Here is a 22,160-nt window from a genome sequence, read left to right as displayed (position 1 = left end):
GCAATAACCGAGGGCCCACGCATGAACGGGTCAGATCCCGACGGTATGAGCCGTGGGTCTGGCAGTAAATGCGAAGAGTCCTGAAGACTCGTAGGAAATGGCAACACGTCCGTTACCGCAGCTGTAGTACGCCACGGAAATAGATGTAGGTTGTTTCCTGCTTTCTCGGTAGATAAAGCAGCGGCGACGTCAGAAACGTCGCCGCTGCCCAATCTTATTTGCTGACGCTAACGCCGTAGAAGGAGTTCAAGCCGAACGGGCTGATCTTGAAGTCCTGCACTTCGTTGCGCATAGGCTGGAACACCGTCGAGTGAGCGATAGGTGTCATTGGAACGGCGTCCTTGAGGACGTGTTGCGCCTGTTTGTACAGTTCGGTGCGCTTGCCCTGGTCGGTCGTGCGCTTGGCTTCTTTGACGATGCCGTCGAACTTCTTGTCGCACCACTTGGAGAAGTTGTTGCCTTCCAGCGAGTCGCAGCCGAACAGCACGTTCAGCCAGTTGTCCGGATCACCATTGTCGCCGCTCCAGCCAATCAGCATTGCCTGGTTCTCGCCGCCTTTGGAACGCTTGATGTACTCACCCCATTCATAGCTGACGATCTTGACGTTCAGACCAATCTGCTTCCAGTCGGACTGGAGCATTTCAGCCATCAGTTTGGCGTTCGGGTTGTACGGACGCTGAACCGGCATCGCCCACAGGACAATTTCGGTACCTTCCTTGACGCCGGCTTCCTTCAGCAGCTCTTTGGCTTTTGCAGGATCGTACTTGGCGTCTTTGATGGTGGTGTCGTAGGACCACTGGGTCGGCGGCATGGCGTTGACGGCCAGTTGACCCGCACCCTGGTAAACAGAGTCAATGATCTGCTGCTTGTTGACGGCCATGTCCAGTGCCTGACGCACTTTCAGTTGGGCCAACGGGTTTGGCTCATTGCTGCCCTTGACCTTGTCCATCACGTTGTAGGCGATGTAACCCAAGTTGAAACCAGCCTGGTCAGGCACTTTCAGGGTCTTGTCTTCTTTCAACGCCTTCAGGTCGGCCGGACGCGGGAACAGAGTGATCTGGCACTCGCCCTTCTTCAGCTTCTGGATACGCACCGACGGGTCGGTGGTGATGGCGAAGATCAGGTTGTCGATCTTGACGTCGTCAGGCTTCCAGTAGTCCTTGTTCCCGGTGTAGCGGATGTTGGAGTCTTTCTGGTAGCTCTTGAATACGAACGGACCCGTGCCGATCGGCTTCTGGTTGATGTCGGCAGCTTTGCCTTCCTTGAGCAGCTGGGCAGCGTACTCGGCGGATTGCAGCGAGGCGAAACTCATGGCCATGTTCTGGATGAACGCGGCATCCACTTCTTTCAAAGTGAACTTGACGGTGTGGTCGTCGACTTTATCGATCTTGGTGATGTTGGTATCCATCCCCATGTCGGTGAAGTACGGGAATTCGGTCGGGTACGCCTTACGGAACGGATCATCCTTGTTAATCATGCGATTAAAGGTGAACAGCACGTCGTCGGCGTTGAACTCGCGAGTCGGCTTGAAGTACGAAGTGGTGTGGAACTTGACCCCTTCACGCAGGTGGAAGGTGTAAGTCAGGCCATCGTCGGAGATGTCCCACTTGGTCGCCAGACCAGGAATCACGGCGGTGCCGCCGCGCTCGAACTGAGTCAGACGGTTGAACATGGTTTCTGCAGAGGCGTCGAAGTCGGTGCCCGTAGTGTATTGACCAGGATCGAAACCGGCCGGGCTCCCTTCGGAGCAGAACACCAGATTACTCGCAGCTTGAGCGAACGGCGCGGCAGCCAACAAGCTGGCGCCGAATAAAAACGGAATGACCGTTTGTTTAAGCATGGTGGCCTCATGATTTGTTGTCATTTTTGAATTTGAGGACGACCTCGTGAGTCGTGCCTGCGGATACTTATGCAGGGGCCATACCCAATGCAAGATGTTGAATGGTCACAAGCCTTAAACAGTGGCACGAACGTACCTTAATGTCGCATATGTATAAATTGACGCGCATTTGACCGTTTGCGTGTCATTTTTTCGGTGCAAACCACGCACTGACGAGGTGCAACCGGGACGCATTGCGCACCCGGTTGGCGCGCGGTGTTACTTATTTATACCCACTCCATAGAAAGGGGTGAGGCCGAACGGGCTGATCCTGAAGTCGGTGACTTCCTTGCGCAGGGGCTGGAACACCGTCGAGTTCGCGATCGGTGTGATAGGTACTTGTTGCTTAAGGATTTGTTGCGCCTGTTGATACAGTTTGATCCGCTGCTCCCTGTCCGTGGACACCTTGGCTTGCTGGATCAGTTGGTCGTAGGCCGGGTCGCACCACTTGGCATAGTTGCTGCCCTTCACGGCGGCGCAGCTGTAGAGCACGCCAAGCCAGTTGTCGGGGTCGCCGTTGTCGCCGGTCCAGCCATAAATCATCGCGTCGTGCTCACCATTTTTGGCGCGTTTGATGTACTCGCCCCACTCATAGCTGACGATGTTGGCCTTGATGCCGATCTTCTCCCAATCCTGCTGGATCATTTGCGCCGACATCCGCGCATTGGGGTTCGAGGCACGCTGCACGGTCATGGCCCACAAATTAATGGTGGTACCGGGTGCAACCCCTGCTTCTTTCAGTAGCGCCTTGGCCTTGGTCGGGTCGTGGGGCGCGTCTTTGATGCTCAGGTCGTAGGACCATTGCGCCGGCGGCAAGGCGTTTTGCGCCAGTTGCCCGGCACTCTGATAAACCGCCTTGATGATCGCCGGTTTATCGATGGCCATGTCCAGCGCCTGACGGACTTTGAGCTGGTCCAGTGGCGGGTGGGTCACGTTGTAAGCGAGGAAGCCGAGGTTGAAACCGGCTTGCTTGAGGACGCGCAGGTTCGGGTCTTTCTCCATCACTTCGATGTCGGCGGGCCGTGGGTAGCCACTGACCTGGCACTCGCCGGCCTTGAGTTTCTGCAGACGCACGGCGGCGTCCGGGGTGATCGAGAAGATCAGGTTGTCGAGCTTCACGTCCTCGGGTTTCCAGTAGGCCTTGTTGGCGGCGTAGCGGATCTGCGAGTCCTTTTGATAGCGCTTGAACACGAACGGGCCGGTGCCGACCGGCTTCTGGTTGAGGTCCGGGGCTTTGCCTTCCTTTAAGAGCTGCGCGCCGTATTCGGCGGACTGCACCGAGGCGAAGCTCATGGCGAGGTTTTGCACGAACGCGGCGTCGAGGTTGTTCAGACTGAAACGGACGGTGTGGTCGTCGATTTTGTCGACGCTCTTAATGGTTTTGTTCAGGTCCATGTCGGTGAAGTACGGCGATTCGGCGGGGTAGGCTTTGCGGAACGCGTTCTGCGGGTCGAGCAGGCGCTGGAAGGTGAACAGCACGTCGTCGGCGTTGAAGTCGCGGGTCGGGGTGAAGTAGTCGGTGGTGTGGAACTTCACGCCTTCGCGCAGGTGGAAGGTGTACGTGAGGCCGTCCTGTGACACGTCCCAGGTGGTTGCCAGGCCGGGTTCGATTTCGGTGCCGCCGCGTTTGAATTGGGTAAGGCGGTTGAAAATGGTTTCGGCCGAGGCGTCGAAGTCGGTGCCGCTGGTGTATTGGCTGGGGTCGAAGCCTGCCGGGCTGGCTTCGGAGCAGTAGACCAGGGTGGTGGCGGCATGGACCAGTGGGGCTGTGGTGGCCAGGGCCAGGGCGATTAATAGTGGTTTGACGGTGATTCGTGGCATGGAGTCCCCGGGGGATTTGGGCGGCGGTATTTTCCTCAGCGTAGCGGTTTAGACGGGTTGGGCGAAAATATCCGTTTGTGCGGTGGACCTTGGTTTTGGGCATTGGCGTTGGTGGCTTTACCGCTTGTTTTACCCAAGCCATAAAAAAACGGCGATCATTTCGGTGATCGCCGTTTTTTTACGGGCTATCGAATCAAGGCATCAAGACTTCAATCGACCCATCCGCCGTCATGCTGACCTGGCTGGTGCCGGCTTCAACTTCCGGGGTCACCGGCGCTGCATCCATGCTGGCCGCTTTCATCATCATCGGGCCGCGCATGTACGGTTGTGGATAGCCGTTGCTGTTCAGGTTGAGGCTGACGATTTTGTAACCCTTGCCGCCCAACGCGTCGGTAGCCAGCTGCGCGCGGGCCTTGAAGGCGGTGACGGCGTCTTTGAGCAGGGCGTCTTCGCTGGCTTTGCGGGTCGGGGTGGCGATGGCGAAGTCCATGCCGCCCATTTTCAGGTCGGTCAACAGTTCGCCGGTGAGTTTCGACAGGGCGGCGAAGTCCGAGCTTTCCAGGCGCAATTCGGCGCGTTCGCGCCAGCCGGTGATTTTCTGGCCTTTGGTGTCGTAGATCGGGTAGCTGTTGCGGCTGCCTTGGCGCAGGGTGATGTCTTTGACTTGCTTGGCCTGGGCCAGTGCCTTGTTCATGGTGGTGCTGACGTCGGCTGCGAGTTTGGCCGGGTCGGTGTTTTGGTCTTCGGTGTAGAGGGTCACGATCATCAGGTCGCGAGCGACTTCCTGACTGACTTCGGCGCGCAGGGCGATCTGGTTGTAGTGAAGCTCGTCGGCAGCCAGTGCCGGGAGGCTGGCGACGGTGCCAGCGCTGAGGGCGAGTAGGGCGGCGCTGCGGCGGAAAGTGTGCATGAAAACTCCTTGGACGATGCGCAGGGGTTGGGTCCGAGCCTGCGTGAAACCATCAGACTCGATGGGGCAGCTGCAAGTTTCAAGCTGCACGCTACAAGAAAAAGCTTGCAGCTTGAAGCTAATAGCTCGCAGCAGCTGCTGTGGCGGTTTGCCGCACTTTTGCCTGTCAGCCCCCGTGCTTGGTTATACTCCGTACGATCCGCCTGGAGCGCTCATCAGGAGAGCTCATGCTCGCCGCCGTTCAAATCACTTCCGCCACCCGCCAGAATCTCTGGCGGCTGACGTTTATCCGCACGTTGGTGCTGGCGGCCCAGGCCGGTTCCGTGGGCCTGGCGTACTGGCTCGACTTGCTGCCGCTGCCCTGGTTTCAATTGGCCGCGACCCTCGGTTGTTCGATGTTGCTCTGTGCCTTCACGGCGATTCGCCTGCGCACTTCATGGCCGGTCACCGAACTTGAATACGCTGTGCAACTGGCGTGCGACCTGTTTATCCACAGCGCTTTGCTGTATTTCTCCGGCGGCTCGACCAACCCCTTCGTCTCTTATTACCTAGTGCCGCTGACCATCGCCGCCGTGACATTGCCGTGGCGCTACTCGGTGATTCTGTCGGGCATTGCGCTGACGATGTACACCTTGCTGCTGGCAGGTTTCTATCCGCTGCAAACTTTCCCGATTGCCCGGGAAAACCTGCAGGTCTACGGGATGTGGCTGAGCTTCGCGCTGGCGGCGGCGGTCATCACGTTCTTCGCCGCGCGCATGGCCGAAGAGCTGCGCCGGCAGGAAGAGCTGCGCGCGATCCGACGCGAAGAAGGCCTGCGTGACCAACAATTGCTGGCCGTCGCGACCGAAGCCGCCGGTGCCGCCCATGAACTGGGCACGCCACTGGCGACCATGAGCGTGCTGCTCAAGGAAATGCGTCAGGACCATCAAGACCCGATGTTGCAGGACGACCTGAGCGTGCTGCAGGATCAGGTCAAGCTCTGCAAGGAAACCCTTCAGCAGCTTGTTCGCGCGGCGGAAGCCAATCGGCGTCTGGCCGTGGAAATGCAAGACGTCACCGACTGGCTCGATGAGGCGCTGAACCGCTGGCACCTGATGCGTCCGGAAGCCAGTTATCGCTTCCAGCGTTTGGGCCAGGGCGTCGTGCCGCGCATGGCGCCACCGCCGGACCTGACCCAGGCGCTGCTGAATTTGCTCAACAACGCCGCGGACGCCTGTCCCGAAGGGCTGCAAGTGACGCTGGACTGGAATGCCGAGGATTTGACCATCAGCATTCGTGACCACGGCGCCGGTGTGCCGCTGGCCATTGCCGAGCAGATCGGCAAGCCATTCTTTACCACCAAGGGCAAAGGTTTCGGCCTGGGCCTGTTTTTGAGCAAGGCCAGCGTGACACGCGCCGGCGGCTCAGTGAAACTCTACAGTCATGAGGAAGGCGGTACGCTCACCGAGCTGCGCCTGCCCCGTGTCGCCCGAGGAGACGAACATGAGTGACGAGATCCAAGTCGAAGGCGAAGAACTGCCGCATTTGCTGCTGGTAGATGACGACGCGACGTTCACCCGCGTGATGGCACGCGCCATGAGCCGCCGGGGTTTTCGCGTCAGCACCGCCGGTTCCGCTGAAGAGGGCCTGACTATCGCCCAGGCTGACCTCCCGGATTACGCTGCGCTGGACCTGAAAATGGACGGCGATTCGGGTTTGGTGTTGCTGCCTAAATTGCTCGAACTCGACCCGGAAATGCGCGTGGTGATCCTCACCGGTTACTCGAGCATTGCCACCGCGGTGGAAGCGATCAAGCGCGGCGCCTGCAATTACCTGTGCAAACCGGCGGACGCCGACGACGTATTGGCCGCGCTGCTGTCCGAGCACGCCGACCTCGATACGCTGGTGCCGGAAAACCCGATGTCGGTGGACCGCTTGCAGTGGGAGCACATCCAGCGCGTGTTGACCGAGCACGAAGGCAACATCTCCGCCACCGCCCGCGCCCTGGGCATGCACCGCCGCACGCTGCAGCGCAAACTGCAAAAGCGTCCGGTCCGTCGCTGAACCTGCGCTGAACAAATGCCGGCCTCGCCTCGCGACAAACCGAACCGATCATCTATGATCGGTTCGTGCGTGTTTTTTTCTTTATCGAGCCTTTTTCATGAATCAGAACGCTGAATATTCCGCGGTCAATGATGCTGTGCGCGGGCAGTTCTTCCGCAAAGTCTGGGCGATGACCACGCCTTACTGGTTTAGCGAAGAGAAGGGCAAGGCCTGGACGCTGTTGATTGCGGTCATCGCGCTGTCGTTGTTCAGCGTAGGGATCTCGGTGTGGTTCAACACCTGGTACAAGGATTTCTACAACGCCTTGCAGCAAAAGGACGAAGCAGCATTCTGGCGGCTGATCCTGTATTTCTGCGGGATTGCGGCGGTGGCGATTGTCGGTGCTGTATACCGGCTCTACCTCACGCAAATGCTGACCATCCGCTGGCGGGCCTGGCTCACCGAAAAGTATTTCGCCCGCTGGCTCGGCGACAAGAATTACTACCAGCTGGAGCAGGGCGGTTACACCGATAACCCGGACCAGCGGATTTCTGAAGACCTGAATAACTTCACGTCCAATACCCTGGAACTGGGCATTGGCCTGCTGCGTAATATCGTCAGCCTGGTGTCGTTCTCGATCATTCTGTGGGGTGTTTCGGGCAGTATCGAAGTGCTCGGTGTGACCATCCCCGGCTATATGTTCTGGTGTGTGCTGGTCTATGCGGTGATCGGCAGCTGGTTGACGCATCTGATCGGTCGTCGCCTGATCGGCCTCAACAACCAACAACAACGCTTCGAAGCCGACCTGCGTTTCTCCATGGTACGGATTCGCGAAAACGCCGAAAGCATCGCGCTGTACAACGGCGAGCCCAATGAAAACCGTCGTTTGAGCGACCGCTTCGGCATGGTCTGGCACAACTTCTGGGACATCATGAAGGTGTCCAAACGCCTGACGTTCTTCACGTCCGGATACACCCAGGCTGCGATCATCTTCCCGTTCATGGTCGCCGCGCCGCGTTACTTTGCCGGCAAGATCGAACTGGGAGAACTGATGCAAATCAGTTCGGCGTTCGGCAACGTGCAGGAGAGTTTCAGCTGGTTCATCAGCGCGTACCAAAACCTCGCCGCGTGGCGCGCCACCTGTGATCGTCTGCTGAGTTTCCGTCAGGCCATGGCTGACAATGAAGACCGTGCACCGGCCATCGACGTGCAGAATTCGGGCTCGGCGCTGGAGGTGCACAACCTCGGCCTCGATCTGGCCGACGGTCGTCACCTGCTGACCAGCGCCGACATGACCGTGGAGGAGGGCGAGCGCGTCATGCTCAGCGGCCGTTCTGGCAGCGGCAAGTCCACCTTGCTGCGAGCGATGGGGCATCTGTGGCCTGCGGGTCATGGCAGCATTCGCCTGCCGGCGGCGCGTTACCTGTTCCTGCCGCAAAAACCCTACCTGCCAATCGGCACGTTGCGCGAAGCATTGAGTTATCCACAGCCTGGCGACACCTACAGCCACGAGCGCTACGTGCATGTGCTGGAAACCTGCCGTTTGCCTCATCTGGTTTCGCGACTGGATGAAGCCAACCACTGGCAACGCATGCTCTCGCCGGGTGAGCAACAACGCCTGGCCTTCGCCCGCGCGCTGCTTTATGCACCGCAATGGCTGTACATGGACGAAGCGACCTCGGCGATGGACGAAGAGGATGAAGCGTCGTTGTATCAGGCGTTGATCGATGAGATTCCGGGGCTGAGCATCGTCAGCGTCGGGCATCGCAGCAGTTTGAAACGATTCCATCCACGCCATGTGCGTATCGACAGCGGTCATCTGGTGGATCAAGCCGTGACCGCTTGATCACCCAAGCCCGCTCCCACACGGGAAACGGTGTTCATCCAGTGACTGTGATCGTACAACCGCGTTGAGCTATGATGCGGTTTCAGCCGAATTTTCGAGACAGACGTTACCCATGGAAAACCCGATCGACGTACCACGCCTCCCTCGCAAGCGCCGCAGCCTCGCACAGGAATTGGTGACGGTGCTGTCCGAGCAGATCCGCGACGGCCAACTCAAGCGCGGCGACAAATTGCCCACCGAGTCGGCCATCATGGATGCCCATGGCGTCAGCCGTACCGTGGTGCGCGAGGCGATTTCCCGTTTGCAGGCGGCCGGGCAGGTGGAAACCCGTCACGGCATCGGCACCTTCGTCCTCGATACCCCGAGCCCGAGCGGTTTCCGTATCGACCCGGCCACCGTGGTGACGCTGCGTGATGTGCTGGCGATTCTGGAACTGCGCATCAGCCTCGAAGTAGAGTCCGCCGGCCTCGCCGCACAACGTCGCAGCGCCGAACAGTTGGCGCTGATGCGCGCCGCGCTGGATGCCTTGAACGAAAGCGCGTCCCACGCCAGTGATGCCGTGGCCTCGGACTTTCAATTCCACCTGCAAATCGCGCTGTCGACCGGCAACCGTTACTTCACCGACATCATGACCCACCTCGGTACCAGCATCATTCCACGCACGCGCCTCAACTCGGCACGGCTGGCCCATGACGATCAGCAGCACTACATGGGGCGCCTGAGCCGTGAGCACGAAGAAATCTACGATGCGATTGCGCGCCAGGATTCCGATGCCGCGCGTGCAGCGATGCGTTTGCACCTGACGAATAGCCGCGAGCGGTTGCGCCATGCGCATGAAGAGGCTGAAGCCCAACGCGGCTAACCGCTGACCGAGATTGTTCCCACGCAGTGGGAACAATCATTGATTCAGCATTCAATCCGCATCAACAACGGTTCCGAGCAGGGCTCGAGGCTCGACTCATCCGCAAACTTGTAGCGCAATTCAACGGTCTGCCCTGCGTAACTCTCCAGAACCCCTTTCGGGATCTTCAGTTCGATCCCTGTCCGCTTCACCATGTCTTCAACGGTGTCGTCCCAAAACCCGGTGGACTCATCGACACCCCGCCACTCTGGCGCTTCCGGATTCCGCCCAAGCATCGGATACACATCCCAGTTCGGCGGAATATCGTTGGGCTCCGGCACCCGGGCGATCAAACAATCCCTCAACTGCGACAGCGTAACGACCGCGATCTGGTTGGGGGCGAGGCGTGGGAATTGGGGAAGTGTCGGGGGTAAAAAACTCATCGGTGGTGCGCTCCGTGCTAAGTCCGCCACGATCCATTCGCGGCAATGACAAACTCTAGGTGATGAATTCATGTCGTGCCGGTCACGACTTTTTCCAGGTATTTCCGTCCTGGCGATGAAATGCAGTTGACGGTTATTTTTTAAGTTGTACGATGACCTACAACTTCAGCGCAGGCTGAACGATTTCATCACACACACACGTTGCTACCCAGGGTGTTCGAATAATGAATCCACAAGAACTGAAGTCCATCCTCTCTTCCGGTCTGCTGTCTTTCCCGGTTACCGATTTCAACGCTCAGGGCGATTTCCATCGCGCGGGCTACATCAAACGTCTCGAATGGCTGGCCCCATACGGCGCCACGGCATTGTTCGCCGCGGGCGGCACCGGTGAGTTCTTCTCTCTGGCGGCCAGTGAATATTCGGAAATCATCAAGACGGCCGTCGACACCTGCGAAACCAGCGTGCCGATTCTGGCCGGCGTCGGCGGTTCGACTCGTCAAGCCATCGAATACGCACAGGAAGCCGAGCGTCTGGGCGCTAAAGGCCTGCTGCTGCTACCGCATTACCTGACCGAAGCCAGCCAGGACGGCGTTGCCGACCACGTTGAAGCCGTGTGCAAATCGGTGAAAATCGGCGTGGTGGTTTACAACCGCAACGTCTGCCGCCTGACTGCGCCGCTGCTGGAACGTCTGGCCGAGCGCTGCCCGAACCTGATCGGCTACAAGGATGGCCTGGGCGATATCGAGTTGATGGTGTCGATCCGTCGCCGCCTCGGCGATCGCTTCAGCTACCTGGGCGGTTTGCCGACCGCCGAAGTCTACGCCGCTGCTTACAAGGCACTGGGCGTTCCGGTCTACTCGTCCGCGGTGTTCAACTTCATCCCGAAAACCGCGATGGATTTCTACCACGCCATCGCCCGCGAAGATCACGCCACTGTTGGCAAGATCATCGACGACTTCTTCCTGCCGTACCTGGACATCCGTAACCGCAAATCCGGCTACGCGGTGAGCATCGTCAAGGCCGGGGCGAAAATTGCCGGCTATGACGCAGGTCCTGTGCGTGCACCGCTGACCGATCTGACTGGCGAAGAGTACGAAATGCTCGCCGCGCTGATCGACAAGCAAGGTGCGCAGTAACACAACCGATTAATAAGGCCGCTGAGCAATCAGCGGCTTTTTGCGTGAGGAGTCTTTCCAGTGGCTGATGCAAAACGTTTTGATAACTACATCAACGGTGAATGGGTTGCGGGCAGCGACTACTGCGCCAACATCAACCCGTCCGAACTGACCGACACCATCGGCAACTACGCCAAGGCCGACCTGGCTCAGGTTCATGCCGCGATCGACGCCGCGCGCGCCGCGTTCCCGGCCTGGTCCACTTCGGGCATTCAGGCGCGTCACGATTCGCTGGATAAAGTCGGTACTGAAATCCTCGCCCGTCGCGAAGAGCTCGGCACCTTGCTGGCCCGTGAAGAAGGCAAAACCTTGCCTGAAGCGATCGGCGAGGTGACCCGCGCCGGTAACATTTTCAAATTCTTCGCCGGTGAAACCCTGCGTCTGTCCGGCGACTACCTGCCGTCAGTGCGTCCGGGTGTGAACGTCGAAGTCACTCGTGAAGCGCTGGGCGTGGTCGGTCTGATCACCCCGTGGAACTTCCCGATCGCGATCCCTGCGTGGAAAATTGCCCCGGCCCTGGCCTACGGCAACTGCGTCGTGTTGAAACCTGCCGATCTGGTGCCGGGTTGCGCCTGGGCGCTGGCGGAAATCATCTCCCGCGCAGGCTTCCCGGCCGGCGTGTTCAACCTGGTGATGGGCAGCGGTCGTGTGGTTGGCGATGCCTTGGTGCAGAGTCCGAAAGTCGACGGCATCAGCTTCACCGGCTCGGTCGGTGTCGGCCGTCAGATCGCCGTCAGCGCTGTGTCGCGCCAGGCCAAGGTTCAGCTGGAAATGGGTGGCAAGAACCCGCAGATCATTCTTGACGACGCCGACCTCAAGCAAGCGGTCGAGCTGTCGGTACAGAGCGCGTTCTACTCCACCGGTCAGCGTTGCACCGCGTCGAGCCGCTTCATCGTTACCGCCGGCATTCACGATAAATTCGTTGAAGCCGTGGCCGAGCGCATGAAGTCGATCAAGGTCGGCCATGCACTGAAAGCCGGCACCGACATTGGTCCGGTGGTTTCGCAAGCGCAGCTTGAGCAAGACTTGAAGTACATCGACATCGGCCAGTCCGAAGGTGCACGTCTGGTGAGCGGCGGCGGTGTGGTCACGTGCGACACCGAAGGCTACTACCTCGCGCCAACGTTGTTTGCCGACAGCGAAGCCGCGATGCGTATCAGCCGTGAAGAGATCTTCGGTCCGGTGGCCAACGTGGTTCGCGTTGCCGATTACGAAGCCGCGCTGGCCATGGCAAATGACACCGAATTCGGTCTGTCGGCGGGCATCGCCACCACGTCGCTGAAGTACGCCAACCACTTCAAGCGCCATTCCCAGGCCGGGATGGTGATGGTCAACCTGCCGACGGCGGGCGTGGATTACCACGTGCCGTTCGGTGGGCGTAAAGGTTCCTCCTACGGGTCGCGCGAGCAGGGTCGCTATGCGCAAGAGTTCTACACCGTGGTGAAAACCAGCTACATCGGTTCGTAAACGTAACACCTTCTGTGGGAGCGATCCTGCTCGCGAAGGTCTCGAGGACGCGGCGTTCAGCCTGATACCCCGCGTTATCGTTGACGACCTTCGCGAGCAGGCTCGCTCCTACAGAAAATCAACACCGTTATTACCCGCATAAAAATAATCAGTGGGAGTACATCTACATGCAATCAACTCAGAAGCCGACTCACGTCCGCTATTTGATCCTGCTCATGCTGTTTCTGGTGACCACGATCAACTACGCCGACCGTGCGACTATCGCAATCGCCGGCTCCAGCCTGCAAAAAGACCTCGGCATCGACGCGGTCACCCTCGGTTACATCTTCTCTGCATTCGGTTGGGCCTACGTGGCCGGGCAAATTCCCGGTGGCTGGCTGCTGGACCGTTTCGGTTCGAAAAAAATCTACGCGCTAAGCATTTTCACCTGGTCGCTGTTCACCGTGTTGCAGGGCTGGGTCGGTGAGTTCGGCATGTCCACGGCAGTGGTTGCGCTGTTCATGCTGCGCTTCCTGGTAGGCCTGGCCGAAGCGCCATCCTTCCCCGGTAATGCACGCATTGTGGCGGCCTGGTTCCCGACTGCTGAACGCGGCACCGCTTCGGCGATCTTCAACTCGGCGCAGTACTTTGCCACCGTGTTGTTTGCACCGCTGATGGGCTGGATCGTCTACAGCTTCGGCTGGCAGCACGTGTTTCTCGTCATGGGCGTCATCGGTATTATCTTCTCCGGCATTTGGCTGAAGGTGATCTACAGTCCGCGCGAACACCCAATGATCAATGACGCCGAGTTCAAGCACATCGCCGACAACGGTGGCATGGTCGACATGGATCAGGACAAAGGCACACGCGCAAAAGGCGATGGTCCGAAGTGGGATTACATCCGTCAGCTGCTGACCAACCGCATGATGCTCGGCGTGTACCTCGGCCAATACTGCATCAACGGCATCACCTACTTCTTCCTGACCTGGTTCCCGGTTTACCTGGTGCAAGAACGCGGCATGACCATCCTCAAGGCCGGTTTCATCGCCTCGTTGCCGGCGATCTGCGGCTTTATTGGTGGTGTGCTCGGCGGGGTGATTTCCGATTACCTGTTGCGCAAAGGCCACTCGCTGACCTTCGCCCGAAAGGCACCGATCATCGCCGGTTTGCTGGTTTCCAGCAGCATCGTCGCCTGCAACTATGTCGATGTTGAGTGGATGATTGTCGGCTTCATGGCCCTGGCATTCTTCGGCAAAGGCGTGGGCGCGCTGGGTTGGGCTGTGGTGTCCGACACCTCGCCGAAACAGATCGCCGGTCTCAGCGGTGGCCTGTTCAATACCTTCGGTAATCTCGCATCGATCACCACCCCGATCGTGATTGGCTACATCATCGCTTCCACCGGCTCGTTCAAGTGGGCGCTGGTGTTTGTTGGTTGCAACGCACTGGTGGCAGTGTTCAGCTATCTGGTGATCGTCGGTCCGATCAAACGTGTGGTGCTCAAAGAGCCGCCAGTCAATGGTCCTGAAACCCACAACAAATTGTCACAAGCGCATTCCTGAGGAGCGGCGTCATGCAGTTGATTGAACATTCCGACTCGCCGCGCTACATCCGCCTGCACGAGCGGGACAATGTCGTGGTGGTGGTCAACGACCAGGGCGTGCCTGCCGGCACTGAATTCCCGGACGGTCTGGTGACCCTGGACTTCGTGCCGCAGAGCCACAAGGTCACCCTCGAGGACATCCCCGAGGGCGGCCAGGTGATTCGTTACGGCCAGACCATCGGCTACGCGTTGCAGCCGATTCCACGCGGCAGCTGGGTCAATGAAGATCAACTGCGCATGCCCACCGCGCCGCCGCTGGACAGCTTGCCGCTGTCCACCGAAGTGCCGGCTGCGCAGGCCCCGCTGGAAGGCTTCACGTTCGAGGGTTATCGCAACGCCGACGGCACCGTCGGCACGCGCAACATCCTCGGGATCACCACCACGGTGCAGTGCGTTACCGGTGTTCTGGATCATGCGGTCAAGCGCATCAAGGACGAGCTGCTGCCGCTTTATCCGAACGTCGATGACGTGGTCGCGATCACCCACAGTTACGGCTGCGGCGTGGCGATTACCGCCACCGACGCGTACATCCCGATCCGCACCGTGCGCAATCTGGCGCGCAACCCGAACCTGGGTGGCGAAGCGCTGGTGATCAGCCTGGGCTGCGAGAAATTGCAGGCCGGGCAGGTGATGCACGAGGGCGACAGTTCGGTGGATCTAAGCGATCCGTGGCTGTATCGCTTGCAGGATTCGAGTCACGGTTTCACTGAGATGATCGAGCAGATCATGGCGCTGGCCGAGACCCGGTTGAAGAAGCTTGATCAGCGTCGCCGGGAAACCGTGCCGGCGTCCGAGCTGATCCTCGGCATGCAGTGCGGCGGCAGCGATGCGTTCTCCGGGATCACTGCCAACCCGGCGCTCGGTTACGCCTCCGACCTGCTGTTGCGGGCCGGCGCGACGGTGATGTTTTCCGAAGTCACCGAAGTGCGCGATGCGATTTACCTGCTGACCTCCCGCGCAGAAACCGAGGAAGTGGCTCAGGAACTGGTGCGGGAAATGGACTGGTACGATCGTTACCTGGCCAAGGGCGAAGCGGATCGCAGCGCCAACACCACGCCGGGCAACAAGAAAGGCGGGTTGTCGAACATTGTCGAGAAGTCCCTCGGGTCAATCGTCAAGTCTGGCAGCAGCGCGATCAACGGCGTTCTGGGTCCTGGCGAACGCTTCAAGCGCAAAGGCCTGATTTTCTGCGCGACCCCGGCCAGTGATTTTGTCTGCGGGACGTTGCAACTGGCGGCGGGGATGAACCTGCATGTATTCACTACCGGTCGCGGTACGCCGTATGGTTTGGCGATGGCGCCGGTGGTGAAGGTGTCGACCCGCACCGAACTGGCGCAGCGCTGGCCGGACCTGATCGACATCGATGCCGGGCGGATTGCGACCGGGCGGGCGTCGATTGAAGACCTGGGCTGGGAGTTGTTTCACTACTACCTGGACGTGGCCAGCGGCAAGAAACAGACGTGGGCCGAGCAGCACAAGCTGCATAACGACATCACGTTGTTCAACCCGGCGCCGATTACCTGAGACCGCGTCGCCTGCATCGCTGGCTTGCCAGCGATAGCGGTCTACCAGACGCCAGAGGGCCGGGTGGCTTATCATTGGCGCCCTGACAACGCCCACCCAAGGTGAACCCCCGGCATGCTGGCTATCTTCCTCGAAACCCTGAATATCACCGCGCCGGTGTTTGCCATGCTGTTTCTGGGTGTGCTGCTCAAGCGCATCAACTGGATCAACGACAATTTCATTCACACGGCGTCGGCCCTGGTGTTCAACGTCACCATGCCGGCGTTGCTGTTTCTGGGCATCCTGCATGCCGACCTGCACGCGGCGCTGCAACCGTCGCTGCTGATCTATTTCTCCCTCGCCACGCTGGTCAGTTTCGCCATCGCCTGGGGCTGGGCGATCTGGAAATGTCCAAGAGAAGATCGCGGGATTTACACCCAGGGCGCCTTTCGCGGCAACAACGGCGTGATCGGTCTGGCGCTCGCGGCGAGCATGTACGGCGATTACGGGATCTCCCTCGGGGCGATTCTCGCGGCGCTGGTGATCTTGTTTTACAACACGCTGTCGACCATTGTGCTGGCGGTCTACAGCCCGGTGATCAAGTCCGATCCGTGGAGCATCTGCAAAAGCGTGATGAACAACCCGCTGATCATCAGCGTGTTTGCGGCGGCGCCGTTTGCGTATTTCAAGATCGGCTTGCCGGACTGGCTCGAGACATCAGGTCAGTACCTGGCGCAAACCACGCTGCCGCTGGCGTTGATCTGCATCGGCGGCACGCTGTCACTGGCGGCGATGCGCAAAAGCGGGTCGATGGCACTGAGTTCAAGTCTGGTGAAGATGATCGGCCTGCCGGTGCTGGCGACGCTGGGCGCTTGGCTCTGGGGATTTCGCGGGGCGGAGTTGGGGATTCTGTTCCTGTACTTCGGCAGTCCGACCGCCGCGGCCAGTTTTGTCATGGCACGGCAGGCCAACGGCAATCATGAACTGGCGGCAGCGATCATCGTCATCACCACGTTGATGGCGGCGGTGACCACCAATGTCGGGATCTTTTTGTTGCAGTGGGGCGGGTGGATCTAGGTTCATATCCTGCGATGTGTTCTCGGGCCTCATCGCGGGCAAGCCCGCTCCCACAGTTTTCTTTGTGGTTAATCAAATTGTGTTCACACCCAAAACCCTGTGGGAGCGGGCTTGCCCGCGATGACGGTCGATCAAACACCGTAAATACCGGGATTTACTCCGGCTTCTGATAGCTGTCGATCACTTCCTGCGCCGCCCGAAACGCATCGATTGCCGCCGGCACGCCGGCATATACCGCGCAATGCAGCAGCGCCTCGCGGATCTCTTCCACCGTGCACCCGTTGTTCAGTGCGCCGCGCACGTGACCTTTCAATTCTTGCGGACACTTCAGTGCGGTCAGTGCGGCGAGGGTGATCAGGCTGCGGGTTTTCAGCGGCAAGCCTTCGCGATTCCACACACTGCCCCAGGCGTGTTCATTGACGAAATCCTGCAGCGGCTGGGTGAACTCGGTGGCATTGCCCAATGCGCGATCGACGAACGCGTCGCCCATCACTTGGCGGCGCACTTCAACCCCCGCTTTTTTAGTCTCGGTCATGGCAATTCCCTCTTGTGGTGTTGGCGATGCCAGGCGCGCAGTGAAGTGAACAGCAGAAACGCCACCAGCGCCGGCAGGACGAAAAACAGCATCAGGTGTTCAAGCTTGCCGGCCAGCGGCATGCCGGTGGTAAATGACACCACGTGCAGCCCGTAGGCCAGGTACAAGCCGAGAAACAGCAAGCCTTCGGCGCGAGTCACCCGGTAGCCGGAATAAAACACCGGCAGGCACAGCGTTGCGACGCAGAGCATTACCGGCAAGTCGAAATCCAGCGCATTGGGCGAGACCGACAACGGCGACGGCGCAATCAGCGCGGTCACGCCCAGCACCCCCAGGAGGTTGAACAGGTTGCTGCCGATCACGTTCCCCACGGCAATGTCGCGCTGGCCGCGCAACGCCGCGATCAGCGAGGTGGCAAGTTCCGGCAGCGACGTGCTCACCGCCACGATGGTCAGGCCGATGATTCGCTCCGACAGCCCCAGGTCGGTGGCAACCGCCACTGCGGCGCCCAACAACAAGTGCCCGGCATACACCAGCATCGCCAAGCCGGCGACGATCATCAGCAAACTGCTGATCCACGGTACTTCAGGGCCGACCTGAGGGCTCGATTGCGGACGGGCCGAGTGCCGCGACTGACGCAGCAACAAGCCCAGGTACAGCGCCAGCGCGGTCAGCAGCATCACACCATCGGTACGGGTCAGCTCTTCATTCCATGCGAGAACGAACACCAGCAGGCTGGCGCCGATCATCAACGGAATGTCCAGACGCACCAATTGCCGCGACACCCGCAGCGGAATGATCAGCGCTGACAGCCCGAGGGTGACGAGGATGTTGAAAATGCTGCTGCCGATCACGCTGCCGACGGCGATGTCGGCGTTTTGCGCCAGCGTGGCTTGCAGGCTGACCGCCATTTGCGGGGCGCTGCTGCCGAGGGCGACGATGGTCAGGCCAATGATCAACGGCCGCACGTGCAGTCGCGCCGCCAGGCGCACGGCGGCGCGCACCATCAGCTCGGCTCCGGCGATCAATAGCACCAGGCCGCTGAGCAGTTCGATTACGCTGAGCAGGGGTATGTCGGCAAGTCCGAAAATGGTCGGGGCTCCGTGGTCAGTCGTCGATGGCTTGCACGCGAACCCGTGCGGTGCCGCTGCCGAGCATGCCCAATTGTTCGGCGGCTTCGTGGGACACATCGATCAGGCGCCCGCGAGTATGCGGCCCGCGATCATTGATCCGCACTACGCAGGATTTGTCGTTTTTCAGGTTGGTGACCTTTACCCGCGTGCCGAAGGGTAGCTGACGGTGGGCGGCGGTCAGGGAATTCTTGTCGAAACGCTCGCCACTGGCGGTGCGTTTGCCTTGGTGTTTGGCGCCGTAAAAGGACGCCACGCCTGTCTGGTCGTAGCCGTGTGGATCGACGATGTCGTTGCTGGCACAACCGGCCAGCAACGAGAGCAGGGCGCAGGCGCCGAGTAGACGCATCATTTAAAAGCTCCCACAAATGCTCCCCAAAACAACGGTAGGAGCGAGCCTGCTCGCGATGGTGGGTCAGCTACGAAGATGTCGACTGACACACCATCGCGAGCAGGCTCGCTCCTACAAGGATCTGAGCCAGACGTTAAACCTGGCTCCATGCTCATCAGCCTTCGAGCTTGCTTTTCAGCAGTTCGTTGACCTGTTGCGGGTTGGCTTTGCCTTTGGAGGCTTTCATGGCCTGGCCGACGAAGAAGCCGAACATCTTGCCGCGTTTGGCTTCGTCTGCCGCGCGGTATTGTTCGACCTGCTCGGCGTTGGCCGCGAGCATTTCGTCCAGCACCGCCGAGATCGCGCCGCTGTCGGTCACTTGCTTGAGGCCGCGCTTGTCGATGATCTCGTCGGCGCTGCCTTCGCCATTGGCCATGGCTTCAAACACCACTTTGGCGATCTTGCCGGAGATAGTGTTGTCCTTGATGCGCAGCAGCATGCCGCCCAGTTGCTCGGCGGTCACCGGGGACTGGTCGATGTCCAGACCTTGCTTGTTCAGCAGGCTGCCCAGTTCCACCATCACCCAGTTGGCCGCCAGCTTGGCGTCGCCGCTGATGCTCACGACTTTCTCGAAGTAATCGGCTTGCTCGCGGCTGGTGGCCAGGACGCTGGCGTCATAGACCGACAGACCGAACTGCTCCTGGAAACGCTCGCGTTTCTGCGGCGGCAATTCCGGCAGGGTGGCGCGCACTTCGTCGAGGAACGAGTTCTCGATGACCACCGGCAACAGGTCCGGATCGGGGAAGTAACGGTAGTCGTTGGCTTCCTCTTTGCTGCGCATCGGACGGGTTTCGTCTTTGTTCGGATCGTACAGACGGGTCTGCTGGATCACTTTGCCGCCGTCTTCGATCAGTTCGATCTGACGACGGACTTCGCTGTTGATCGCCTTCTCGATGAAGCGGAACGAGTTGACGTTTTTGATCTCGCAGCGAGTGCCATATTCAACCTGGCCCTTGGGCCGGATCGACACGTTGCAGTCGCAGCGCAGCGAGCCTTCGGCCATGTTGCCGTCGCAGATGCCGAGGTAACGCACCAGTGCGTGGATGGTCTTGACGTAGGCCACCGCTTCCTTGGCGTTGCGCATGTCCGGCTCGGAGACGATCTCCAGCAGCGGAGTGCCGGCGCGGTTCAGGTCGATACCGGTGGCGCCGTTGAACTCTTCGTGCAGGCTTTTGCCGGCGTCTTCTTCAAGGTGCGCACGGGTCACGCCGACACGTTTGATCGTGCCGTCGTCCAGTGCGATGTCCAGGTGACCCTTGCCGACGATCGGCAATTCCATCTGGCTGATCTGGTAGCCCTTCGGCAGGTCCGGGTAGAAATAGTTTTTACGGGCGAACACGTTGTGCTGGCCGATCTCGGCATCGATCGCGAGACCGAACATGACCGCCATGCGCACCGCTTCCTGGTTCAGCACCGGCAGTACGCCGGGCATGCCGAGGTCAACCAGGCTGGCCTGGGTGTTCGGCTCGGAACCGAAGGTGGTGGAACTACCGGAAAAGATTTTCGACCGGGTGGTGAGCTGAGTATGAATCTCCAGCCCGATCACGACTTCCCATTGCATGTGTTTCTCCTCAGAAGCCGGTTGGGGTGCGAGTGTGCCAGTCAGTGTTCTGCTGATACTGGTGCGCAACGTTGAGCAAACGGCCTTCCTGGAAATATGGAGCGAGCAGTTGCACGCCGACCGGCAGGCCATCGACGAAACCGGCAGGCATGGACAAGCCCGGCAGGCCAGCGAGGTTGGCGGTGATGGTGTAGACGTCCTCCAGGTACGCAGCGACCGGGTCGCTGTTCTTCGCGCCGAGCTTCCAGGCCGGGTTCGGCGTGGTGGGGCCGAGGATGATGTCGACCTCGTTAAAGGCGGCCATGAAGTCGTTCTTGATCAATCGACGGATCTTCTGCGCTTTCAGGTAATAGGCGTCGTAGTAACCGGCCGACAGCGCGTAGGCGCCGACCATGATCCGGCGCTGCACTTCCGGACCGAAACCTTCACCACGGGAGCGCTTGTAGAGGTCTTCGAGGTTTTTCGGGTGTTCGCAACGATGACCGAAGCGCACGCCGTCGAACCGCGACAGGTTGGACGAGGCCTCTGCCGGAGCGATCACGTAGTACGCAGGAATCGCGTGCTGCATGTTCGGCAGGCTGATGTCCTTGATCACGGCACCGAGGTTTTTCAGCGCTTCGACACTGGCCATGATCAGGTCAGCGATACGCGGGTCGAGACCCGCGCTGAAGTATTCCTTCGGCACCCCGATGCGCAGGCCTTGCAGCGAACCGTTGAGGTTGGCGCAGTAATCCGGCACGGGCTCGTCGATGCTGGTGGAGTCTTGCGGGTCGAAACCGGCCATGCCTTGTAGCAGGATCGCGCAATCTTCGGCGGTGCGCGCCAGAGGGCCGCCCTGATCGAGACTGGACGCGTAGGCAATCATGCCCCAGCGCGAAACGCGACCGTACGTCGGTTTCAGGCCGGTGAGGTTGGTCAGCGCGGCGGGTTGGCGGATCGAGCCGCCGGTGTCGGTGCCGGTCGCGGCAGGCAACAGGCGTGCAGCCACGGCGGCAGCGGAACCACCGGACGAACCGCCCGGCACGTGCTCCAGGTTCCACGGGTTTTTCACCGCGCCGTAATAGCTCGACTCATTGGCCGAACCCATGGCGAATTCGTCCATGTTGGTCTTGCCCAGCGTGACCGTGCCGGCCGCGGCGAGTTTGGCGACGACGGTGGCGTCGTACGGGGCCTTGAAGTTGTCGAGCATCTTCGAGCCGCAGCTGGTGCGGATGCCTTGGGTGCAGAACAGGTCTTTGTGGGCAATCGGCGCGCCGAGCAGGGCGCCGCTCTCACCCTTGGCCCGGCGTGCGTCAGCGGCTTTCGCCTGCTGGAGCGCCAGGTCTTCGGTGAGGCTGATGAAACTGTTGAGCTGAGGGTCGAGCTGGGCGATACGCGCCAGCAGGGTCTTGGTCAGCTCTTCGGCAGAAAACTTTTTATCGGCGAGTCCGCGGGCGATCTCGGCCAGAGTCAATTGATGCATTGCAGGCTCTTTCCCTTTAGTCGATGACTTTCGGAACCAGGTACAGGCCGTTTTCGACCGCTGGTGCGATGGACTGATAGGCCTCGCGATGATTGGTCTCGGTCACGACGTCGGCACGCAGGCGCTGGCTGGCTTCCAGTGGATGGGCGAGCGGTTCGATACCGTCGGTATTGACCGCCTGCATTTCGTCGACCAGTCCCAGAATGCTGTTCAGGGCCGAAGTGATGTGTGGAAGATCGGCATCATTAAGGCCCAGACAGGCCAGATGAGCGATTTTTTCCACGTCGGAGCGTTCAAGCGTCATGGGATTCTCCAGTGGAAGGAAAACAGAACGGATGCTATCCGTGTGTTAGATTGTCGGAACACTACCGCATTTCTACGGTCATAAGGCCGCGATTGTGGGGGTTGGTGCACAGAAAAGCGGCCAATTTAACATATTGGCGCCTTGCCCAAAATCCCTGTCGTTGTTAGAGTTTGCCGCACTTTTTTACCCACGCGTTGCCTAGGGTCCCTTTCCC

General features: G+C 59.9%; 19 protein-coding genes. 9 read left to right on the top strand and 10 right to left on the bottom strand.

What is annotated here, in order from left to right; genetic code table 11:
- Window positions 1-214 precede the first annotated feature (214 nt).
- The 3 genes from ACYZT4_RS16715 to ACYZT4_RS16705 all read right to left on the bottom strand — a co-directional run bounded on the left by ACYZT4_RS16715 (window position 215) and on the right by ACYZT4_RS16705 (window position 4,610).
- Complete coding sequence (locus tag ACYZT4_RS16715; protein WP_461981433.1) at window positions 215-1,840, bottom strand: ABC transporter substrate-binding protein; 1,626 nt, start codon at window positions 1,838-1,840, stop codon at window positions 215-217.
- Between the two features lie 258 nt (window positions 1,841-2,098).
- Complete coding sequence (locus ACYZT4_RS16710) at window positions 2,099-3,700, bottom strand: ABC transporter substrate-binding protein (protein WP_461981431.1); 1,602 nt, start codon at window positions 3,698-3,700, stop codon at window positions 2,099-2,101.
- Between the two features lie 193 nt (window positions 3,701-3,893).
- Complete coding sequence (locus tag ACYZT4_RS16705) at window positions 3,894-4,610, bottom strand: SIMPL domain-containing protein (protein ID WP_461981429.1); 717 nt, start codon at window positions 4,608-4,610, stop codon at window positions 3,894-3,896.
- A gap of 227 nt (window positions 4,611-4,837) precedes the next feature.
- Here ACYZT4_RS16705 and ACYZT4_RS16700 point away from each other — a divergent pair, with 227 nt between their 5' ends.
- From ACYZT4_RS16700 to ACYZT4_RS16685, 4 genes are all read left to right on the top strand, one after another.
- Window positions 4,838-6,100: an ATP-binding protein gene (locus tag ACYZT4_RS16700; RefSeq protein ID WP_461981428.1), complete on the top strand. Its 1,263-nt coding sequence runs from the start codon at window positions 4,838-4,840 to the stop codon at window positions 6,098-6,100.
- A complete protein-coding gene (locus ACYZT4_RS16695) occupies window positions 6,093-6,653 on the top strand; it encodes a response regulator transcription factor (protein ID WP_003171731.1) in 561 nt (186 codons plus the stop codon). The genes ACYZT4_RS16700 and ACYZT4_RS16695 overlap by 8 nt, the downstream gene beginning before the upstream one ends.
- A 97-nt stretch (window positions 6,654-6,750) precedes the next feature.
- Window positions 6,751-8,478 (top strand): ABC transporter ATP-binding protein/permease, encoded by a 1,728-nt coding sequence (locus ACYZT4_RS16690; RefSeq protein WP_461981426.1) that lies wholly within the window; start codon window positions 6,751-6,753, stop codon window positions 8,476-8,478.
- A gap of 112 nt (window positions 8,479-8,590) precedes the next feature.
- Window positions 8,591-9,340 carry a FadR/GntR family transcriptional regulator gene (locus ACYZT4_RS16685; protein ID WP_461981423.1) on the top strand — a complete coding sequence of 250 codons (750 nt, stop codon included), beginning with the start codon at window positions 8,591-8,593 and terminating at the stop codon, window positions 9,338-9,340.
- A gap of 44 nt (window positions 9,341-9,384) precedes the next feature.
- Here ACYZT4_RS16685 and ACYZT4_RS16680 read toward each other — a convergent pair whose 3' ends face one another.
- On the bottom strand, window positions 9,385-9,762 hold the full coding sequence (locus ACYZT4_RS16680) for a hypothetical protein (protein WP_461981421.1): 378 nt from the start codon (window positions 9,760-9,762) through the stop codon (window positions 9,385-9,387).
- A 224-nt stretch (window positions 9,763-9,986) separates the two neighbouring features.
- Between ACYZT4_RS16680 and kdgD the strand changes: the two genes are divergently transcribed.
- The 5 genes from kdgD (at window position 9,987) to ACYZT4_RS16655 (ending at window position 16,563) form a co-directional block, all read left to right on the top strand.
- Window positions 9,987-10,898 carry a 5-dehydro-4-deoxyglucarate dehydratase gene (kdgD, locus tag ACYZT4_RS16675; protein ID WP_461981419.1) on the top strand — a complete coding sequence of 304 codons (912 nt, stop codon included), beginning with the start codon at window positions 9,987-9,989 and terminating at the stop codon, window positions 10,896-10,898.
- Window positions 10,899-10,958: 60 nt separating this feature from the next.
- A complete protein-coding gene (locus ACYZT4_RS16670) occupies window positions 10,959-12,404 on the top strand; it encodes an aldehyde dehydrogenase family protein (RefSeq protein WP_461981417.1) in 1,446 nt (481 codons plus the stop codon).
- Window positions 12,405-12,571: 167 nt separating this feature from the next.
- Window positions 12,572-13,942 (top strand): MFS transporter, encoded by a 1,371-nt coding sequence (locus tag ACYZT4_RS16665; protein WP_461981415.1) that lies wholly within the window; start codon window positions 12,572-12,574, stop codon window positions 13,940-13,942.
- Between the two features lie 11 nt (window positions 13,943-13,953).
- Window positions 13,954-15,507, top strand: a complete 1,554-nt coding sequence (gene garD / locus ACYZT4_RS16660) for a galactarate dehydratase (RefSeq protein ID WP_461981413.1) — start codon at window positions 13,954-13,956, stop codon at window positions 15,505-15,507.
- 114 nt (window positions 15,508-15,621) lie between these two features.
- The gene (locus ACYZT4_RS16655; protein ID WP_461981411.1) at window positions 15,622-16,563 is read left to right on the top strand and encodes an AEC family transporter; all 942 of its coding nucleotides are present in this window, start codon (window positions 15,622-15,624) and stop codon (window positions 16,561-16,563) included.
- Window positions 16,564-16,717: 154 nt separating this feature from the next.
- Here the strand turns inward: ACYZT4_RS16655 and ACYZT4_RS16650 are convergent, their stop codons facing one another.
- From ACYZT4_RS16650 to gatC, 6 genes are all read right to left on the bottom strand, one after another.
- Window positions 16,718-17,098 (bottom strand): carboxymuconolactone decarboxylase family protein, encoded by a 381-nt coding sequence (locus ACYZT4_RS16650; protein WP_461981410.1) that lies wholly within the window; start codon window positions 17,096-17,098, stop codon window positions 16,718-16,720.
- Complete coding sequence (locus ACYZT4_RS16645) at window positions 17,095-18,105, bottom strand: calcium/sodium antiporter (protein ID WP_461981408.1); 1,011 nt, start codon at window positions 18,103-18,105, stop codon at window positions 17,095-17,097. The genes ACYZT4_RS16650 and ACYZT4_RS16645 overlap by 4 nt, the downstream gene beginning before the upstream one ends.
- Window positions 18,106-18,205: 100 nt before the next feature.
- A complete protein-coding gene (locus ACYZT4_RS16640) occupies window positions 18,206-18,580 on the bottom strand; it encodes a septal ring lytic transglycosylase RlpA family protein (protein WP_461981406.1) in 375 nt (124 codons plus the stop codon).
- Window positions 18,581-18,734: 154 nt separating this feature from the next.
- Window positions 18,735-20,180 (bottom strand): Asp-tRNA(Asn)/Glu-tRNA(Gln) amidotransferase subunit GatB, encoded by a 1,446-nt coding sequence (gatB, locus tag ACYZT4_RS16635; RefSeq protein ID WP_461981404.1) that lies wholly within the window; start codon window positions 20,178-20,180, stop codon window positions 18,735-18,737.
- 10 nt (window positions 20,181-20,190) lie between these two features.
- Window positions 20,191-21,642, bottom strand: coding sequence for an Asp-tRNA(Asn)/Glu-tRNA(Gln) amidotransferase subunit GatA (gene gatA / locus ACYZT4_RS16630; protein ID WP_461981402.1), 1,452 nt, complete (start codon window positions 21,640-21,642; stop codon window positions 20,191-20,193).
- A gap of 16 nt (window positions 21,643-21,658) precedes the next feature.
- Window positions 21,659-21,946 carry an Asp-tRNA(Asn)/Glu-tRNA(Gln) amidotransferase subunit GatC gene (gene gatC / locus ACYZT4_RS16625; protein ID WP_008026876.1) on the bottom strand — a complete coding sequence of 96 codons (288 nt, stop codon included), beginning with the start codon at window positions 21,944-21,946 and terminating at the stop codon, window positions 21,659-21,661.
- Between the last annotated feature and the right edge of the window lie 214 nt (window positions 21,947-22,160).

This window comes from Pseudomonas sp. GB2N2, from assembly GCF_054897705.1.
This window is presented reverse-complemented; position numbering and strand designations above follow the sequence as displayed.

Coding starts and splice junctions, on each gene's coding strand:
- ACYZT4_RS16715 (WP_461981433.1), bottom strand. CDS start 1,840: ATGCTTAAACAAACGGTCATTCCGTTTTTATTCGGCGCCAGCTTGTTG.
- ACYZT4_RS16710 (WP_461981431.1), bottom strand. CDS start 3,700: ATGCCACGAATCACCGTCAAACCACTATTAATCGCCCTGGCCCTGGCC.
- ACYZT4_RS16705 (WP_461981429.1), bottom strand. CDS start 4,610: ATGCACACTTTCCGCCGCAGCGCCGCCCTACTCGCCCTCAGCGCTGGC.
- ACYZT4_RS16700 (WP_461981428.1), top strand. CDS start 4,838: ATGCTCGCCGCCGTTCAAATCACTTCCGCCACCCGCCAGAATCTCTGG.
- ACYZT4_RS16695 (WP_003171731.1), top strand. CDS start 6,093: ATGAGTGACGAGATCCAAGTCGAAGGCGAAGAACTGCCGCATTTGCTG.
- ACYZT4_RS16690 (WP_461981426.1), top strand. CDS start 6,751: ATGAATCAGAACGCTGAATATTCCGCGGTCAATGATGCTGTGCGCGGG.
- ACYZT4_RS16685 (WP_461981423.1), top strand. CDS start 8,591: ATGGAAAACCCGATCGACGTACCACGCCTCCCTCGCAAGCGCCGCAGC.
- ACYZT4_RS16680 (WP_461981421.1), bottom strand. CDS start 9,762: ATGAGTTTTTTACCCCCGACACTTCCCCAATTCCCACGCCTCGCCCCC.
- kdgD (WP_461981419.1), top strand. CDS start 9,987: ATGAATCCACAAGAACTGAAGTCCATCCTCTCTTCCGGTCTGCTGTCT.
- ACYZT4_RS16665 (WP_461981415.1), top strand. CDS start 12,572: ATGCAATCAACTCAGAAGCCGACTCACGTCCGCTATTTGATCCTGCTC.
- garD (WP_461981413.1), top strand. CDS start 13,954: ATGCAGTTGATTGAACATTCCGACTCGCCGCGCTACATCCGCCTGCAC.
- ACYZT4_RS16655 (WP_461981411.1), top strand. CDS start 15,622: ATGCTGGCTATCTTCCTCGAAACCCTGAATATCACCGCGCCGGTGTTT.
- ACYZT4_RS16650 (WP_461981410.1), bottom strand. CDS start 17,098: ATGACCGAGACTAAAAAAGCGGGGGTTGAAGTGCGCCGCCAAGTGATG.
- ACYZT4_RS16645 (WP_461981408.1), bottom strand. CDS start 18,105: ATGGTGCGCGCCGCCGTGCGCCTGGCGGCGCGACTGCACGTGCGGCCG.
- ACYZT4_RS16640 (WP_461981406.1), bottom strand. CDS start 18,580: ATGATGCGTCTACTCGGCGCCTGCGCCCTGCTCTCGTTGCTGGCCGGT.
- gatB (WP_461981404.1), bottom strand. CDS start 20,180: ATGCAATGGGAAGTCGTGATCGGGCTGGAGATTCATACTCAGCTCACC.
- gatA (WP_461981402.1), bottom strand. CDS start 21,642: ATGCATCAATTGACTCTGGCCGAGATCGCCCGCGGACTCGCCGATAAA.
- gatC (WP_008026876.1), bottom strand. CDS start 21,946: ATGACGCTTGAACGCTCCGACGTGGAAAAAATCGCTCATCTGGCCTGT.